Source organism: Erythrobacter donghaensis, from assembly GCF_001557325.1.
In the GTDB taxonomy this organism is placed as follows: domain Bacteria; phylum Pseudomonadota; class Alphaproteobacteria; order Sphingomonadales; family Sphingomonadaceae; genus Erythrobacter; species Erythrobacter donghaensis_B.
In genome coordinates this window covers 1-15731 of sequence record NZ_LSJS01000218.1, presented here as the reverse complement: position 1 = coordinate 15731, position 15731 = coordinate 1, and the positions used below count along the sequence as shown (strand labels likewise).

Below are 15731 nucleotides of genomic sequence, written 5' to 3'. Positions count from 1 at the left end.
CCCGCCGCCAGTCGCGCGCGATGGCAGGGCTCATGGTGAAGACCTGCGCGGGATCGAGCCGGCGCTGGGAGATCAGCTCGAAGGCGAGGTAGAGCGTCATCACCTTGGTGACCGAGGCGGGCATGAAGCGCGCATCGGGGCGGCGGGCATGGAGCACCTGTCCGCTCCCCAGGTCCACCAGCAGCGCGACCGGCGCCTCGGCGGCGGTGGGGACGGCGGGCAGCACCGGGGGGAGCAGGAGCCCCGCATCGGGCAGCATCGCGCGGGCGGGCATCCCTGCGACAAGGGCGAGCAGCGTCAGGGCAAGCGGCAGCAATCGGGAAAGCATCACGCCTCGGGCTATATCGGCCCCCTCGCCGCTTGGCGAGGCGGGCGGCAGCCTCAGTTCACGATTTCGTCAGCCAGAAGCCCGACGCTCATCGCGTAATAGCTCGAGCAGTTGTATTCGAGGATCGCACGGTAGTTGCCGGTCAGCAGCCACGCCCGGGTGCCGGGGCCGTCGGGCTGGAAGAAGGCGGTCATGACATTGTCGCCGAGCGGGCGCAGCGGCTCGATCCCGGCCGCGCGCCATTCGGCGACGGTCATCCAGCGGCTGAGCCGCTCGTGCACGCGCGGGCAGACCGGCGAGACGAGCCGGGTGCGGTAGGCGGCGGCGTCGAAGCCCGGCGGCACTGCGGCGGCCACCCCCCAGGGCTCGCCCGGCCGCCATCCGGCGTCGCGGAAATAGTTGGCGATCGAGGCGAAGGTGTCCGCGCGGTTGGCGAAGATGTCGGCACGCCCGTCCCCGTCGCCGTCGGTCGCAAGGCGCAGGTAGACGCTCGGGAGGAACTGCGGATTGCCGAAGGCGCCGGCGTAGGAGCCGACCAGTTGTTCGCGCGCGAAGCCCTTCTCGGCGATCTTCATCAGCGCCACGAACTCGCCCGCGAAGAGCTCGCGGCGGCGGCCTTCCCAGGCGAGGGTGGCGAGGCTGCGCGCAAGGTCGAAGTCGCCCTTCACGCGGCCATAGCTGGTCTCGTGGCCGAAGATCGCGAGGATGATCGGCGCGGGCACGCCGTAGCGCGCCTCGATCGCGGCAAGGGTGCCCTGGTGCTGGGCATAGACAGCGCGTCCCCCGCCGATCCGCGCCGCATCGACATGGGTGCGGATGTAGTCCGACATCGGCGGATAGCCGCGGGTGGTGGCGCTGCCGGGCTGGTTGTTGTCGAGCGCGATCACCCGCGGATTGGGGGTGAGCCCGGCGGTCATGCGCTCGAGCGTCTCCTCGCGCACGCCCTCGGCCCGGGCGCGGGCCTTGAGCAGCTCGAGATAGGCGTCGAAGGGGATCCCGTCGGCACTCGCCTGCGCGGTCGCGGGCACCGAGGCGGGCGGCGCGGCCAGCGCGGTCAGAGCAAGCGCGGCGGCGGGAAGGAAGCGGGGAATCATCGGCAAAGGGATGTCACACCTTGCCTGAATTCCCAACAACGGGTTCGCCTTTCTCCCCCCGTCTTGGGGCAAAGGGTGGTGACAATACCGCCGTTCGGCGCTAGCCGATTGCGGCATAGGAGGCGCGCCGAGTGGTTTAAGGCAGCGGTCTTGGAGTCGGAGGCGCGACAAGCGCCGGAGACGTCACCGCAGGTGACAATACCGCCGTCTGGCGCTAGCCAGCCAAGGCATAGGACAGGTGGCCGAGTGGTTTAAGGCAGCGGTCTTGAAAACCGCCGTAGGTGCAAGCCTACCGTGGGTTCGAATCCCACCCTGTCCGCCAGCTTTGCCGGCCTTCAGGTCGGCGAAGGTGGCGGATCGCGGTGCGGTGGACGGATCCCCGGTTCGACCCGAAGCGGCGCAGCCGCGCAGGGCGGCCGGAGCGCAGCGCAGGCCAATCCCACCCTGTCCGCCACCGGCCGGTTGCTAGGCCACCGCGCTCACCAGCCACGCCTTGCACCCCAGCATCACGCCCTCGCCTGTGCGGTGATGGCGGGCGAACATTGCGGCGAGATCGGCGCGCGCGGACGCCAGCACGTCCTCGCCCTGTTCGGCGAGGATGCGGCCTGCGGCCATCGAGGCGAGGACGAAGTCGGTCGCTTCTTCCGGCGTCGCCCCGGGGCCGCCGACGGGCTGCTCGCCCTGATAGGCCTCCGCCGCAAAGCCCGTAAAGCCAGCACCGGTGAGCACCTCTTCCAGATAGGCGAGGTCTTCGAAGGCGAAGGGCCCCGGCGCACGCGGCACGGCGGGGGGCACTTCGACATGGGCACGCACCACGCCCATCACCTCCATCATCCAGGCATTGTCGCGCGGGTGCGCCCAGACTGCGAGGTCGATCCGCGCGCCCGGAGCGAGCATCGCGCGCAGGTTGGCAAAGGCGGGCACGGGCGCCTCGAAGAACATCGAGCCGAAGCGCGAGAACAGGCGGTCGAAGGGCGGCTCGTCCAGCGTCGCGGTAGCGGCATCGGCGCACACGAAGCGCGCCGTGCTGCCCGCCGCCGCAGCGCGGGCCTCGCCCTGTTCGATCAGCATCGGCGCGATGTCGAGCCCGAGCGCCGCGCCTTCCGACCCGACCGCTTCGGCAATCGCCAGCGTCGTCGCCCCGCCCCCGCAGCCGAGATCGAGCACGCGTTCTCCCGGCGCATAAGCCGCGCGCGCCAGCAGCGCCTTGCCGATGGGGGCGATCATCCCCTCGAAGCGATCGAGACTGGCGAGCCAGCGCGCGCCCATCTCGCCTGCCCAATCCTCGCCCTTGAGGGCCTCGGGCGCCGCGCCGCCCATCAGAAGTGCAGCGCCCGGCCGTAAGCGTCGAGCACGCTTTCGTGCATCATCTCCGAGAGCGTCGGGTGCGGGAAAATGGTCTGCATCAGCTCGGCCTCGGTGGTCTCGAGCACCTTGCCTATGGTGTAGCCCTGGATCAGCTCAGTCACCTCCGCGCCGACCATGTGCGCGCCGAGCAGCTCGCCGGTCTTCGCGTCGAACACGGTCTTCACGAAGCCCTCGACCTCGCCCAATGCGATGGCCTTGCCGTTGCCGATGAAGGGGAAGCTGCCGACGCGGACCTCGTAGCCCGCCTCTTTCGCCTTGGCTTCGGTCAGGCCGACAGAGGCGATCTGCGGGTGGCAATAGGTGCAGCCGGGAATCGCGCTGCGGTTCAAGGGGTGCGGGTGGGCGTCCTTGTTGCCCAGTTCCTGCGCGATCGCCTCGGCGGCGGTCACCCCCTCGTGGCTCGCCTTGTGCGCCAGCCAGGGGCCGGGCGTGCAGTCCCCGATCGCCCACAGGCCCTTGGTCCTGGTGCGGCCATAGGGGTCGATCTGGATGAAGCCGCGATCCATCTCGACAAGGCCGTCGAGGCCGATGTTCTCGGTGTTGGGCACGATCCCGATGGCGACGATCACGTGGGTGAAGTCGTGGGTAGCGCTCGCGCCCGCCTTGTCCTTGATGGTGGCGGTGATGCCCTTGTCGGACACCTTCAGCGCCTCCACCCCCGCGCCGGTCATGATCGTGATGCCCTGCTTCTTGAGGCTCTTCTCGAGGAAGGTCGAGACGTCCGCGTCCTCCACCGGCACGATCCGGTCGAGCATTTCGACCACGGTCACTTCGCTGCCGAGGTCATTGTAGAAGCTCGCGAACTCGATCCCGATCGCGCCCGAGCCGATCACCAGCAGCCTGGCGGGAAGCTCGCCCGGGGTCATGGCGTGGCGATAGGTCCACACGCGCTTGCCGTCAGCGGGGGCGAAGGGCAGGTCGCGGGCGCGCGCGCCGGTGGCGACGATGATGTGCTTGGCCGTGAGTTGATCTTCGCCCTTGTCGGACTTGACCGTCAGGCTGGTCGGCCCGGTCAACGTGCCCTGCCCCATGTGGACGGTGATCTTGTTCTTCTTCATCAGATGCGTGACGCCCTGATTGAGCTGCTTGGCCACCCCGCGGCTGCGCTTGACGATGGCGGCAAGGTCCGCCTCGATCCCCTGCGCAACGAGGCCATAGTCCCCCGCGTGCTGCATGTAGTGGAAGATCTCGGCCGAGCGCAGCATCGCCTTGGTCGGGATGCAGCCCCAGTTGAGGCAGATGCCGCCCAGGTTCTCGCGTTCCACGATCGCGGTCTTGAGCCCGAGCTGCGCGCAGCGGATCGCCGCGACATAGCCGCCGGGGCCCGAGCCCAGCACGATCACGTCATAGTCATTGGCCATTGTCATTGTCCTTGGGGAGGAGAAGTGCCTGTGCGGCGGCGATCGCGCGGGGGCGGTCGTCCTCGCCGATCAGGACGAACTTGAAGGTGCCCTCGGCGACCTTGGTGGTGGCCTCGCCGTTGCGTTCGCGGGCGATGGCCTCGGCGGCGATGGTGAGCGAGGTGGTGCCGGTGGCGAGGATGTCGCAATAGACCGAGAGTTCGTCCCCCACCGCCATCGCACCGGGGAACGCAAAGTCGGTTGCGGAGACGACCACCGCCTTGCCCTGCCCCACTCGGCTCGCAAGGCTTCCCGCGCCCAGCGCCATCTGCGCCATCAGCCACCCGCCGAACACCCCGCCATAGGGGTTGGTGTCGGCCGGCATGGCGGTGACGCGGATCTGGGGGGAGCGGTCAGTCATCTTTCTTCGCCGGCCTCAAAACGGGGGTCAACTTTCCCTCTAGCAATTCAATTGCTTCTGAAACCATTTGACCGACAGGGTCGTCATCGCCTTCCTGCCACTTGCCGTAAATGTCCCTTCGTATCGACTGCGAGGTCGCGCGGTCCGCATCACCATCGCGCGAGATGATCGGCAACATGTCGGCACTGCTTAGTATGCGGTTCCTTGCGCGAGCGAAGGACTTCAAAGCTTCAGCAGCATCGTTTCCAAAAAATGCGCGAACTCTCGGTATTGCTTCGAAAACCGCTTCGAAATCGTCCTTGAAGTACTCGGCGCGCTTATAGATCGCACCACGACTAACGTGAGCAGAACGCTCGGCATCCGGCATTCCATCTAACGTCATGCCTAACTCTTTCAGTTGCGCCTCGGATGCATTCAATTCGGCAGCGGGCATCCATCGAGCGCGAATACCTTCTATTGCATCCTCAGCTCGATAGGCGGCTGTTAGCGCTTGGTCCGCAACCTCGATTTCACGATCAGTGACCTTTTGGTTTCTATAGTCAGAAAGAGCGCTTCGACCGAGAAATGCAGCGATTATGATTGATCCTGCGCCAGCCAATGTTCCCAAGCCGGTCAGCATATCGCCCGTTGCAGCCCAGTCAGTTACCATCACACCACCAGCCCCATCGGGTTCTCGACGAGCTGCTTGATCGCCTCCATCAGCTGCGCCCCGTCAGCGCCGTCGATGGCGCGGTGGTCGAAGCTGCCCGAGGCGTGGAGCACCGTCGCCACCTCGATCGCGCCGTTCACTACATAGGGCTGCTGCTGCCCCGCGCCGACCGCGAGGATCATGCCCTGCGGCGGGTTGATCACCGCGTCGAACTGCTTGATCCCGTACATGCCGAGGTTGGAGAGGCTGGCCGTGCCGCCCTGGTATTCGTGCGGCATCAGCTTGCCGTCACGCGCCTTGGCGGCGAGCGCCTTCATTTCGGTCGAGATCGCGGCGAGGCCCTTGGTGTCGGCATGGGTGATGACCGGCGTGATCAGGCCCGAGGGCGCGGCCACCGCCACCGATATGTCGGCGCGGCTGTAACGATGCATCACGTCGCCGCGGAAGCTGACATTGCACTGCGGCACCCGCATCAGCGCGCGGGCGAGCGCCTTGATGAGGAGATCGTTGACCGAAAGCTTCACCCCGTCGGGCTCGAGCGAGGCGTTGAGTTCGCTGCGCAGCTTCAGCAGCGGATCGAGCCGGATGTCGATGGTGAGGTAGTAGTGCGGGACGGTCTGCTTGCTCTCGGTCAGGCGGCGAGCAATGACCTTGCGGACGCCCGAGAGCTTTTCCTCGGTGAAGGGCGCGCCGCCCTCGATGGCGGGTGCAGGAGCGGGCGCGGGCGCCGCGGCGGGGGCAGCAGCCGCAGGTGCGGCCGCCGCTGCAGGGGCCGGAGCCGCCGCGCCAGACGTGAAGTTTGCGACGTCGTCCTTGACGATCCGGCCATTGGGGCCGCTGCCTGTGACCTGCGCGAGGTCGATTCCCTTGTCGGCCGCGATCCGCCTGGCGAGGGGCGAGGCGATGATGCGTTCGCCCGAAGCGGCGGGCGCAGGCGCAGGTGCAGGTGCAGCGGGGGCCGGAGCAGGCGCGGGGGCGGGTGCGCCGCCGCCCTTCGCTATCGCGGCCTCGACATCCTCCTTGGTGATCTTGCCCCTTGGGCCGGTGCCGGTGACGCCCGCAAGGTCGAGCGCGGCCTGCTCGGCCATCTTCTTTGCAGTTGGAGTGGCGGCCGGGCCGTCTGCGGCCGGAGCCTCGTCAGCCGGAGCGGCAGCGGGCGCTGGCGCCGCCTCCTCGCCCTCGACCGCCAGCCGCGCGATCACCGCGCCGACCTTCACGCCCTCGGTTCCGGCCTCGATCAGGATCTCGGCGATCACGCCCTCGTCGACCGCCTCGAACTCCATCGTCGCCTTGTCGGTCTCGATCTCGGCCATCACGTCGCCCGAGGCGACCGTATCCCCCACCTTGACCAGCCACTTGGCGAGCGTGCCCTCTTCCATGGTGGGCGACAAAGCCGGCATCTTGATGTCGAGGGCCATGATCCGCTGTAACTCCCGTGAACGATCCGTGGCGCTGTCTCTGGCCAATTCCCTAACGTCGGGCAAGGCCCAGAATGGCAGTTGAGCGCTCCCCCTTGCCATTCCATACGAATGCATTGATACCCCGCGCTCATAACGGGGCCGAGACGATGCGCACATTCCTGGTCATCATCGACGAGAGCGAGGAGGCGACCGCCGCGCTGCGCTACGCCGCACGCCGCGCCGTGGCGGTGGGGGGCGCGGTGCATCTGCTGGCGCTGGTGCCGCAGCAGAATTTCTCCGCTTTCGGCGCGGTGCAGGCAACGATCGAGGCCGAGGCGCGCGACCGGGCCGAGATGCTTGCCCACGGCGTCGCGGGCAATCTGCTCGCGGAGAGCGGGATCATGCCGACGATCTCGGTCAAGATCGGACAGGGCCAGAAGATCGTCAGCGAGTTTCTCGCCGAGCATGCCGAGGTCGCCGCGCTGGTGCTGGGCGCGGCCAAGGGCGCAGCCCCGGGCCCGCTGGTGACCCATTTCTCGGGCGCGGCGGGCAGCCTGCCCTGCCCGCTCTACATCGTCCCGGCCGATTACGACGAGACCAAGAGCGACCACACCGTCTGAGGCGCTGGCGTCATTTCTTGCGGCCCTGATGGCGGATATTGCCCGGCCGCCCGCGCTTGCCGACCATGAACTTGCCTGCCTTCTTGGGCGGCCCGCCCGCTGAACGGCGGCGTTCATCCGGCCTTGCACCGCGCGGCTCGATCGTCCCGGCATCGGAATCGGGCAGCACGAACTTTAGCGATCCGGTGAGCGGGTTCGATTCCGCCAGCCGCAGCTTCAGCCGGTCGCCGGTCGCGTAGGTGGTGCCGCTATCGCTGCCGATCAGCGCCTTGGCAGCCTCGTCGTGGCGGAAATACTCGCCCCCGAGGGTGGAGATCGGCACCAGCCCGTCACCCCCGAGGCCGACGATGGTGGCGAAGAAGCCGAAGGCCTGCACCCCGGTGATGCGCGTGTCGAACACCTCGCCGACCCGGTTCGACAGCCAGGCCGCGACATAGCGGTCGATGGTGTCGCGCTCGGCCTCCATCGCGCGGCGCTCGGTCTGGCTGATCGCGTCGGAGACCTGTTCGAGGCTCGCGCGGTCACGGTCCGACAGGCCGGAGGTCGCGGGGATCGATCCCGGCGGGGCGGGCTGTTCGAGCTTGTAGGCATCGACCAGCGCGCGGTGGACCAGCAGGTCCGAATAGCGCCGGATCGGCGAGGTGAAGTGGGCGTAGGAGCCGAGGCTCAGCCCGAAATGCCCGGCATTGGCGGGCCCGTAATAGGCCTGCGTCTGGCTGCGCAGCACCGCTTCCATGACGAGCGCCTTCTCGGCCTCGTCGGAGATGTCCTTGAGCATCCGATTGAAAAGACCGGGGGTGACGACCTGCCCCAGCGCCAGCTTCTTGCCCATCGTGGCGAGGTAATCGCGCAGGGCGATGAGCTTCTCGCGGGAGGGCGGCTCGTGGATGCGGTAGACGACCGGCGCGGTCTTGGCCTCCAGCGCCTTGGCGGCGGCGACATTGGCCGCGATCATGAAATCCTCGACCACGCGGTGCGCATCGAGGCGTTCGCGGATCACGATGGATTGGATGCGGCCCTGCTCGTCGAGCACCACGCGCCGTTCGGGCAGTTCGAGCTCGAGCGGATCGCGGGCATCGCGCGCGGCGGCGAGCGCCTTCCATGCCGCCCACAGGTTTTGCAGTATTTTACGGACGTCACCCCCCCCTCCCTTGAGGGAGGGGGTTGGGGGGTGGGTGTTCGACAGATCGGGCGTGGAACCCCCATCCCCAACCCCTTCCCCTTGGGGAAGGGGCTTATCGCGCTTGCCGCCACTCTTGCAACCATTTCAACCGCTTCGCTCGCCCAGAACCCCGCGCCCGTCGCCGAATGGCCCGGCGCCGAGATTGCCGAGGGCGTCGCGTTTCAGGGCGATGGCTCGGTGACGCTCGAGGCTTCCTCCGACACCGGCCTGCCCGTCCTCACCTTCTGGCGTCCCGTGCTGCATGACGAGGGCTCCCGCTACCCCGTCGCGGGCCGGATGGACTGCCGCATCGCCGCCAGCCAAGGCCCGTTCAGCGAGGAGGACTTCGACCCCGCCAAGCGCCACAAGGCGGTGGTCGATCAGCGCAAGGAACAGGGCTTCATCGATCAAGAGCGCCTCGCCAGCGGCACCGACACGGTCAAGAAACTCGACGTCATCGGCCGCCGCAACGCCCCGCGCTCCTACTATGTGCTGAGCTACATCATGGCGCGCGACGGCGACCGGCTGATCGACATCCGCCGCAATTGCACCTTCATCTTCGGCGCCGCCGCAGCCAAGCCCGACGTGCTGCCCTACGTGAACCGCTACACCAAGCTGACCTTTGCTTTCGGAGAGACGCAGTGAAGGCGGCGATGATGATCCCCGCAGCGCTGATCGCCAGCGCCTGCGATCAGCGCGCCTGCTCGGACCCCGGCACCTGCTGGGCGAACCGCGCCGATATGGTCGCCGCTGCCGAACGCTGCGGCATTCCCGATTTCAAGCCCGAACCGAGCGCCGATACATGGCTCCCCTATGTTCCGGGCGAGAACCCCGACGCCGGACTCAAAACCCGCTGCATTATTGACGACCTTCAGGGTCAAGGATTGATGGTGACACACTGATGCCCAAAAGAACCGACATTGCCTCGATCCTCGTCATCGGCGCCGGCCCGATCATCATCGGCCAGGCTTGCGAGTTCGACTATTCCGGCACTCAGGCGATCAAGGCGCTGAAGGAGGAGGGCTACCGCGTCATCCTCGTCAACTCCAACCCCGCGACGATCATGACCGATCCCGAGTTTGCCGACGCGACCTATATCGAGCCGATCACGCCCGAGATCGTCGCCAAGATCATCGCCAAGGAGCGCCCCGATGCGCTGCTCCCCACCATGGGCGGGCAGACCGCGCTCAACTGCGCGCTGAAGCTCGACGAGATGGGCGTGCTCGCCGAATACGGGGTCGAGATGATCGGGGCCAAGGCGGACGCCATCGACAAGGCCGAGAACCGCCAGCGCTTCCGCGAGGCGATGGACGCGATCGGGCTGGAGAGCGCGCGCAGCGGCGTTGCCAACACGGTGGAGGAAGCGCGCGCGGTGCTGGAGCGCACCGGGCTGCCGGCAATTATCCGCCCCTCCTTCACCCTCGGCGGCACCGGCGGCGGGATCGCCTACAACAAGGCCGAATTCGACCAGATCGTGCGCGAGGGCCTCGACGCCTCGCCAACCACCGAAGTCCTGATCGAGGAATCGCTCCTCGGGTGGAAGGAGTTCGAGATGGAGGTGGTGCGCGACCGCAAGGACAATGCGATCATCATCTGCTCGATCGAAAACGTCGATCCGATGGGGGTCCACACCGGGGATTCGATCACCGTCGCCCCGGCGCTGACGCTGACCGACAAGGAATACCAGATCATGCGCAGCGCCAGCATCGCGGTGCTGCGCGAGATCGGGGTGGAGACGGGCGGTTCCAACGTCCAGTTCGCGGTCAATCCCAAGGACGGGCGCCTCATCGTGATCGAGATGAACCCGCGCGTCAGCCGCTCCTCGGCGCTGGCGTCGAAGGCGACGGGCTTCCCCATCGCCCGCGTCGCGGCCAAGCTGGCGGTGGGCTACACGCTCGACGAACTCACCAACGAGATCACCGGGGCGACGCCTGCGAGCTTCGAGCCCACCATCGACTACGTCGTCACCAAGATCCCGCGCTTCGCCTTCGAGAAGTTCAAGGGCGCTGCCAATGACCTGTCGACCGCGATGAAATCGGTGGGCGAGGTCATGGCGATCGGCCGCAACTTCCAGGAGTCGGTACAAAAGGCGCTGCGCGGGCTCGAAACCGGGCTCGACGGCTTCAACCGCTTCCCCGAGCTGGAAGGCGCGGGCCGCGAGGTCATCACTGCCGCGCTCTCGCGCCGCACGCCCGACCGGCTGCTCAAGGTGGGGCAGGCGTTCCGCGAGGGGATGACGGTGGAGGAGGTCGCCGCGGTCACCCACTACGACCCGTGGTTCCTGCGCCAGATCGAGGCGATCATTGCCGCCGAGAAGGCGTTGCAGGCCGATGGCCTCCCGCGCGATGCGGCGGGGCTGCGGCGTCTCAAGGCGATGGGCTTCTCCGACAGGCGCCTCGCCACGCTCGCGGTGCGCTCGGTCGGGGTCGCGGGCGGGCTGGGCGAGACCCAGGCCAAGCGCTCGGGCCTGCTGCACGACGCGCTCGTCGCGATGGCGGGTGCGACCAGCGCCGAGGAAGTCCGCGCCCTCAGGCACAAGCTCGGCGTCTTCCCGGTGTTCAAGCGCATCGACTCCTGCGCCGCCGAATTCGAGGCGATCACGCCCTACATGTATTCGACCTACGAGGCTCCGAGCTTCGGCGCGCCCGAATGCGAGGCCGACCCCAGCGACCGCAGAAAGATCGTCATCCTCGGCGGCGGCCCCAACCGCATCGGGCAGGGGATCGAGTTCGACTATTGCTGCGTCCACGCCTGCTTCGCGCTTGCCGAGCAGGGCTTCGAGACGATCATGGTCAACTGCAATCCCGAGACCGTCTCGACCGATTACGACACCTCCGACCGGCTCTATTTCGAACCGCTGACCGACGAGGACGTGCTGGAGATCCTGCGGGTCGAACAGTCGAAAGGCGAGCTGTTGGGCGTGATCGTCCAGTTCGGCGGGCAGACCCCGCTTAAGCTGGCGCAGGCGCTGGAGGATGCGGGGATCCCGATCCTCGGCACATCGCCCGATGCGATCGACCTTGCCGAAGACCGCGAGCGCTTCGCCAAGCTGGTGAGCAAGCTCAAGCTCAAGCAGCCCGACAACGGCATCGCCCGCAGCCGCGACGAGGCCGCCGCGGTCGCCGCGCGCATCGGCTATCCTGTGCTGCTGCGCCCCTCCTACGTGCTCGGCGGGCGGGCGATGGAGATCGTCGACAGCGAAGCGCAGCTCGACAGCTACATCGCCACCGCGGTGAACGTCAGCGGGGACAGCCCCGTCCTCATCGACCAATACCTGCGCGACGCGATCGAATGCGATGTCGACGCCCTGTGCGACGGCACCGAGGTGCGGATCGCAGGCGTGATGCAGCATATCGAGGAGGCCGGTGTCCACTCGGGCGACAGCGCCTGCACCCTGCCGCCCCATTCGCTCCCGGCCGAGATCATCGCCGAGATGGAACGCCAGGCCGAAGCGCTCGCCTTTGCGCTGGGTGTGAAGGGCCTGATGAACATCCAGTTCGCGGTGAAGGACGGCGTGGTCTACCTGATCGAGGTCAACCCGCGCGCCAGCCGCACCGTGCCTTTCGTGGCGAAGGCCATTGGCCAGCCGGTGGCCAAGATCGCCGCACGCGTCATGGCGGGCGAGCCGCTCGCCAATTTCGAGCCGTTCAAGCGCGACCTCCCCTACATGGCGGTCAAGGAAGCAGTCTTCCCCTTCGCGCGCTTCCCCGGCGCGGACCCGGTGCTCAGCCCGGAAATGAAGTCCACCGGCGAGGTCATGGGGATCGATACCACCTTCGAGGCCGCCTTCCTCAAGTCGCAGCTCGGCGCGGGGATGATCCCGCCGCAGTCGGGCACGGTGTTCGTCAGCGTCAAGAACACCGACAAGGCGGTGATCGTCCCGGCCGTGCGGCGGCTCATCGAACACGGCTTCCGCGTGATCGCCACCGGGGGTACGCAGTCCTATCTCGCCGAGCAGGGCCTCGGTGTGGAGCGGGTCAACAAGGTGGCCGAGGGCCAGCCGCATATCGTCGACAAGATCATCGACGGCGATATTGCGCTGATCTTCAACACGACCGAGGGCTGGCAATCGCTGATGGACAGCAAGTCGATCCGTCAGGCGGCCCTTGCAGGGAAGGTCCCTTACTATACCACCGCGGCGGCGTCGGTGGCGGCGGCGGCGGCGATTTCGGCGATCCGGCCGGACCAGCTTGAAGTCCGCAGCTTGCAAGACTATTATGGCAGCTGACTGACACCTCCCCCGACAAACGAGAGTGCCTGACGTCGAGCCAGTTGGACGGCGTTGCCAGCTTTCTTTTCCCTCGGGGGCAGGGGTCTAAGAAAAACAAACGGAAAGACGATTAGCTATGGCGACGATGGAAAAGGTCCCGATGCTGGCCGAGGGTTACGAGCGGCTCACCGCCGACCTCAAGGTGCTGCGCGAGGAGCGCCCGAAGATCGTCGAGGCGATCGAGGAGGCGCGCGCGCACGGCGACCTCTCGGAAAACGCCGAATATCACGCCGCCAAGGAACGCCAGGGCCAGGTCGAGGCGCAGATCGCCGAGCTCGAGGACAAGGTCAGCCGCGCCCAGATCATCGATCCGACCACGCTGTCGGGCGACAAGATCATCTTCGGCGCGACCGTCACCCTGCTCGACGAGAACGACAAGCCGGTGCGCTACCAGATCGTCGGCCAGACCGAGGCGGACGCCAACAAGGGCCGCATCAGCTACAACTCGCCGCTCGCGCGCGCGCTGATCGGCAAGCAGGTGGGTGACGAGATCGAGGTGACGGTGCCCTCGGGCGAAAAGTTCTACCTCGTCGACAAGATCGAGTTCATCTGACGCTGCACGGGGGGCGCGCGGCATGGCTCTGGTTCCGGTGAGGCCTCTCGCCGAGCGCAAGGTGGCCGCGCACTTCATCGCAGCGGGCGCGGTCAGCATGGCCGACGCGATCCCCTATGCACCCGCCCGTCCCAGCCGCCAGCGCGCCTTCGAGCGGCTGAAGGGCGCCGACGTGCTCAGGACCGACGGCCAAGGCCGGTGGTGGCTCGACGAAGAGCTGTGGCAGGGCCGCCGCTCGAACCGCCGGGCCCGGGTCGTGTTTGCCATGCTTGCCGTAGGGGTGGCGGCGGCGGCCGCTGCCCTGCGGTGAGCGTGTATTTGGCGGGTTTTATGCGTGGAATTGCGCGGTTGTTGTCTGTTTCACGTGAAACATGACGTGCCGCGCTGCGATGCTCAGGCGAGGCACTTCTCCATCGCGTAGTTATGAATCGGGACGGCCTCGCCGCCCATGTCGAGCGCGAAATCGCGGCGGTGAAGCAGTGTGAAGCCGGCCCGTGCGAACACCGGGCGGGAGACCTCGCTGGCCTCGGTGTGCAAACGGTCGGCACCTGCCGATCGCGCTTCACCCTCGATGGCGGCAAGCAGCGCGGTGGCGAGGCCCTGTCCGGCGTGGTCGGGGTGGCAATAGAGCATGTACACCAGCCCACCCTCGCGCAGCATGGTGTAGGCCGCAGGCTCTCCCTCCGACGAGAGCGCGACAAGGATGACGTCCCCCGGCCTGGCCTCCTCCAGAAACATCGGCGGGCCGAGATGGCGGGCGGCCCAGGCCATCACCTGCCTGGCCGAATAGGTGCGCAGGCCAAGCGTGGCGATCGCCGCCACGGTCAGCGCAGAAAGCGCCGCCGCATCCTCGGGCCGGAATGGGCGGATGACGCCCACGCGCGATCAATCCTCGGGCGTGAGCAGCTTGTGGATATGGACCACGACGTACTTCATCTCGGCATCGTCGACCGTGCGCTGCGCCTGCGCGCGCCAGGCATCGACCGCGGCGTCGTAGGAGCTGTAGACGCCGACGACGTGGATGCTCTCCGGGTCCTGGAACTCGATCCCGCGCGGATCCTTGACGCGGCCGCCCATCACGAGGTGGAGCCGCTGGGTGGGGGTGGTTTCTGCCATTGCTGTGCGCCCTTGGGGAGGAAGGATGCGCGCCCCTTAGCGCGCCTGTCGCCAAGGGCAAGCCTCCAGCCGCGCGCGCGGGGTCAGCCTTTGGTCTGACGCCGGATGTCGCGCACCACTTCGAGCGCGGCATCGCGTGCCTGGCGGGCGAGGGTGCGGGTGCTGCCCGCTGCCGAGCCGGCCGCCTCCGAGGCACCGGCCGAAAGCTTCCTCGCCTGCGCCCCGGCTGCCTCCCCGAGATCGTCGACGCGCTCCTTGCCCTCGCGTGCAGCGTCGAGCACCTCGTCGATCATCGTCATCGCATAGGCCATTGCCGCCTCGCCGATCATCGTGCCGAGCCGCGAGCCGCCGCGCGCGGCGACGTTCCTCACTCCCGAACTGGCGCTCGAGGCCGCGCCCGAGATCGCATCGCCCGCCGAATGGAGCGCGCGCCCGGCGGCCCGGCGACCGGGGCGGGAGAGCAGGCCGATCACCATCCCGAAGGCGACCGCGCCGCCGATCACCGTCAGCGGGTTGGCGCGGGTGTAGTCGATCGCCGCATCGGCAGCAGCGCGCGCCTGTTCGCCGAGGCTCTTCTCGGCATTGCGGCGTTCGGCCGCCTCGATGCGCGCGCGCAGCGCATCGCGCTGGTCGTTGGCGGGGGTCGTGGTCATGCGAGGTCTCCTTCGGATGCCGCCTCGGGGATAGCAGATGCATCCGTGATGGCTTCGTCGTCTTCGTCGAAATCGCTTTCGAGCAGATCCTCGATCCATTCGAGAATCGGCCCGCGCGCGAGGAACAGCACGATCGCGGCGAGGATCCCGGCGAGCAGCCCCTTGCGCTCGCCCGCCAGCGTGCGCGCCTCGGCGAGCACGTCGCGCGCGCCGCTGCGGATGCGATCCGACACGGTCGTGGTTACGCCGGTGGAGACGCGGCTCGCGATGCCTTCCTCGGCAAGGCTGGCGCGCATCCGGTCGATATCCTCGGTGAGCACGGCGCGGGCGGTGTCGCGCAGCGCACGATCCGCGACGAAACGGTCCGGCAGCCGGGTCACGACGTCTTGCTCCCGCCGAACATCGCCCCGATCATCCGGCCATCCTTGAGCGCGGCGGCCACCAGCAGCGCGACACCGAGCAGCAGCACACCGACGACGATCGCGATTGCCCCCCAGATCGTCACCAGCGGCGCGAGCGCGATCACCGCGCCCACCGCGAGCGCGATCAGCGCGAGGTTGAGCAGCACCAGCGCCAGCACCAGCAGCACCAGCGCGCGCGCGCCATGCTTGCCGACGAGCGCGGCGCGGGTCTTCTGGAAGGCAAGTTCGGCCTCGGCGTAATTGCGCGCATCCTCGACCAGCGCGGTCACATCGTCGCGCAGGCCCGAAAGGGTGGTGTCGGGAGCTTCGGGCGCGGGCGCCGCCGGATCGGCGGG

Annotated in this window: 18 protein-coding genes, 1 tRNA gene and 1 pseudogene; 7 read left to right on the top strand and 13 right to left on the bottom strand. The window is 67.8% G+C overall.

Features of this window, described 5'->3' with window-relative positions; genetic code table 11:
- On the bottom strand, positions 1 to 328 hold a 328-nt coding region (locus AX692_RS13275), incomplete at its 3' end, for a serine hydrolase (protein ID WP_330997585.1).
- Positions 329 to 381: 53 nt separating this feature from the next.
- Positions 382 to 1422, bottom strand: a complete 1041-nt coding sequence (locus AX692_RS13270) for a lytic murein transglycosylase (RefSeq protein WP_073975052.1) — start codon at positions 1420 to 1422, stop codon at positions 382 to 384.
- A 232-nt stretch (positions 1423 to 1654) separates the two neighbouring features.
- On the opposite strand from AX692_RS13270, the gene AX692_RS13265 reads away from it, so the two are divergent.
- Positions 1655 to 1744: transfer RNA gene (locus AX692_RS13265), tRNA-Ser, on the top strand.
- 143 nt (positions 1745 to 1887) lie between these two features.
- Here AX692_RS13265 and AX692_RS13260 read toward each other — a convergent pair.
- From AX692_RS13260 to AX692_RS13240, 5 genes are read right to left on the bottom strand one after another with little or no spacing between them, the layout of a single operon-like run.
- Complete coding sequence (locus AX692_RS13260; RefSeq protein WP_073975053.1) at positions 1888 to 2742, bottom strand: class I SAM-dependent methyltransferase; 855 nt, start codon at positions 2740 to 2742, stop codon at positions 1888 to 1890.
- Positions 2742 to 4151 (bottom strand): dihydrolipoyl dehydrogenase, encoded by a 1410-nt coding sequence (gene lpdA / locus AX692_RS13255; RefSeq protein WP_073975054.1) that lies wholly within the window; start codon positions 4149 to 4151, stop codon positions 2742 to 2744. The genes AX692_RS13260 and lpdA overlap by 1 nt, the downstream gene beginning before the upstream one ends.
- Positions 4141 to 4551 carry an acyl-CoA thioesterase gene (locus AX692_RS13250; protein ID WP_073975055.1) on the bottom strand — a complete coding sequence of 137 codons (411 nt, stop codon included), beginning with the start codon at positions 4549 to 4551 and terminating at the stop codon, positions 4141 to 4143. Before AX692_RS13250 ends, lpdA begins: the two co-directional genes overlap by 11 nt.
- Positions 4544 to 5203: a hypothetical protein gene (locus AX692_RS19740; RefSeq protein ID WP_155644919.1), complete on the bottom strand. Its 660-nt coding sequence runs from the start codon at positions 5201 to 5203 to the stop codon at positions 4544 to 4546. The genes AX692_RS13250 and AX692_RS19740 overlap by 8 nt, the downstream gene beginning before the upstream one ends.
- Positions 5200 to 6618, bottom strand: a complete 1419-nt coding sequence (locus AX692_RS13240; RefSeq protein ID WP_073977346.1) for a 2-oxo acid dehydrogenase subunit E2 — start codon at positions 6616 to 6618, stop codon at positions 5200 to 5202. Before AX692_RS13240 ends, AX692_RS19740 begins: the two co-directional genes overlap by 4 nt.
- A gap of 149 nt (positions 6619 to 6767) precedes the next feature.
- On the opposite strand from AX692_RS13240, the gene AX692_RS13235 reads away from it, so the two are divergent.
- Positions 6768 to 7220 carry a universal stress protein gene (locus AX692_RS13235; protein WP_073973078.1) on the top strand — a complete coding sequence of 151 codons (453 nt, stop codon included), beginning with the start codon at positions 6768 to 6770 and terminating at the stop codon, positions 7218 to 7220.
- Positions 7221 to 7230: 10 nt separating this feature from the next.
- On the opposite strand, the pseudogene AX692_RS13230 reads toward AX692_RS13235, so the two are convergent.
- Positions 7231 to 8343 (bottom strand): annotated as a pseudogene (locus tag AX692_RS13230) (RNB domain-containing ribonuclease); the annotation flags it as partial.
- A 99-nt stretch (positions 8344 to 8442) separates the two neighbouring features.
- Here AX692_RS13230 and AX692_RS13225 point away from each other — a divergent pair.
- From AX692_RS13225 to AX692_RS13205, 5 genes are all read left to right on the top strand, one after another.
- On the top strand, positions 8443 to 9027 hold the full coding sequence (locus tag AX692_RS13225) for a carbamoyl-phosphate synthase large subunit (RefSeq protein WP_073973784.1): 585 nt from the start codon (positions 8443 to 8445) through the stop codon (positions 9025 to 9027).
- Positions 9028 to 9035: 8 nt separating this feature from the next.
- Complete coding sequence (locus AX692_RS13220; protein WP_155644819.1) at positions 9036 to 9284, top strand: hypothetical protein; 249 nt, start codon at positions 9036 to 9038, stop codon at positions 9282 to 9284.
- Complete coding sequence (gene carB, locus AX692_RS13215) at positions 9284 to 12610, top strand: carbamoyl-phosphate synthase large subunit (RefSeq protein ID WP_073973786.1); 3327 nt, start codon at positions 9284 to 9286, stop codon at positions 12608 to 12610. The genes AX692_RS13220 and carB overlap by 1 nt, the downstream gene beginning before the upstream one ends.
- 118 nt (positions 12611 to 12728) lie before the next feature.
- Positions 12729 to 13205: a transcription elongation factor GreA gene (gene greA / locus AX692_RS13210; protein ID WP_073973787.1), complete on the top strand. Its 477-nt coding sequence runs from the start codon at positions 12729 to 12731 to the stop codon at positions 13203 to 13205.
- A gap of 22 nt (positions 13206 to 13227) precedes the next feature.
- Complete coding sequence (locus tag AX692_RS13205; RefSeq protein ID WP_073973788.1) at positions 13228 to 13515, top strand: hypothetical protein; 288 nt, start codon at positions 13228 to 13230, stop codon at positions 13513 to 13515.
- Between the two features lie 83 nt (positions 13516 to 13598).
- Here AX692_RS13205 and AX692_RS13200 read toward each other — a convergent pair whose 3' ends face one another.
- The 5 genes from AX692_RS13200 to AX692_RS20210 form a co-directional block, all read right to left on the bottom strand.
- Complete coding sequence (locus tag AX692_RS13200; RefSeq protein WP_073973789.1) at positions 13599 to 14084, bottom strand: GNAT family N-acetyltransferase; 486 nt, start codon at positions 14082 to 14084, stop codon at positions 13599 to 13601.
- Between the two features lie 6 nt (positions 14085 to 14090).
- Entirely contained in the window at positions 14091 to 14321 is a 231-nt protein-coding gene (locus tag AX692_RS13195; protein WP_069310170.1) for a DUF4170 domain-containing protein, read from the bottom strand.
- A gap of 83 nt (positions 14322 to 14404) precedes the next feature.
- Positions 14405 to 14974, bottom strand: coding sequence for a hypothetical protein (locus AX692_RS13190; protein ID WP_073973790.1), 570 nt, complete (start codon positions 14972 to 14974; stop codon positions 14405 to 14407).
- The gene (locus AX692_RS13185) at positions 14971 to 15354 is read right to left on the bottom strand and encodes a hypothetical protein (protein ID WP_073973791.1); all 384 of its coding nucleotides are present in this window, start codon (positions 15352 to 15354) and stop codon (positions 14971 to 14973) included. Before AX692_RS13185 ends, AX692_RS13190 begins: the two co-directional genes overlap by 4 nt.
- On the bottom strand, positions 15351 to 15731 hold a 381-nt coding region (locus tag AX692_RS20210), incomplete at its 5' end, for a hypothetical protein (RefSeq protein WP_073977726.1). The genes AX692_RS13185 and AX692_RS20210, both read right to left, overlap by 4 nt.

Bases quoted from the DNA above. Each gene is read 5' to 3' on its own strand.
- AX692_RS13270 (WP_073975052.1), bottom strand. From the start codon at position 1,422: ATGATTCCCCGCTTCCTTCCCGCCGCCGCGCTTGCTCTGACCGCGCTG.
- AX692_RS13260 (WP_073975053.1), bottom strand. From the start codon at position 2,742: ATGGGCGGCGCGGCGCCCGAGGCCCTCAAGGGCGAGGATTGGGCAGGC.
- lpdA (WP_073975054.1), bottom strand. From the start codon at position 4,151: ATGGCCAATGACTATGACGTGATCGTGCTGGGCTCGGGCCCCGGCGGC.
- AX692_RS13250 (WP_073975055.1), bottom strand. From the start codon at position 4,551: ATGACTGACCGCTCCCCCCAGATCCGCGTCACCGCCATGCCGGCCGAC.
- AX692_RS13240 (WP_073977346.1), bottom strand. From the start codon at position 6,618: ATGGCCCTCGACATCAAGATGCCGGCTTTGTCGCCCACCATGGAAGAG.
- AX692_RS13235 (WP_073973078.1), top strand. From the start codon at position 6,768: ATGCGCACATTCCTGGTCATCATCGACGAGAGCGAGGAGGCGACCGCC.
- AX692_RS13220 (WP_155644819.1), top strand. From the start codon at position 9,036: ATGATGATCCCCGCAGCGCTGATCGCCAGCGCCTGCGATCAGCGCGCC.
- carB (WP_073973786.1), top strand. From the start codon at position 9,284: ATGCCCAAAAGAACCGACATTGCCTCGATCCTCGTCATCGGCGCCGGC.
- greA (WP_073973787.1), top strand. From the start codon at position 12,729: ATGGCGACGATGGAAAAGGTCCCGATGCTGGCCGAGGGTTACGAGCGG.
- AX692_RS13205 (WP_073973788.1), top strand. From the start codon at position 13,228: ATGGCTCTGGTTCCGGTGAGGCCTCTCGCCGAGCGCAAGGTGGCCGCG.
- AX692_RS13195 (WP_069310170.1), bottom strand. From the start codon at position 14,321: ATGGCAGAAACCACCCCCACCCAGCGGCTCCACCTCGTGATGGGCGGC.
- AX692_RS13190 (WP_073973790.1), bottom strand. From the start codon at position 14,974: ATGACCACGACCCCCGCCAACGACCAGCGCGATGCGCTGCGCGCGCGC.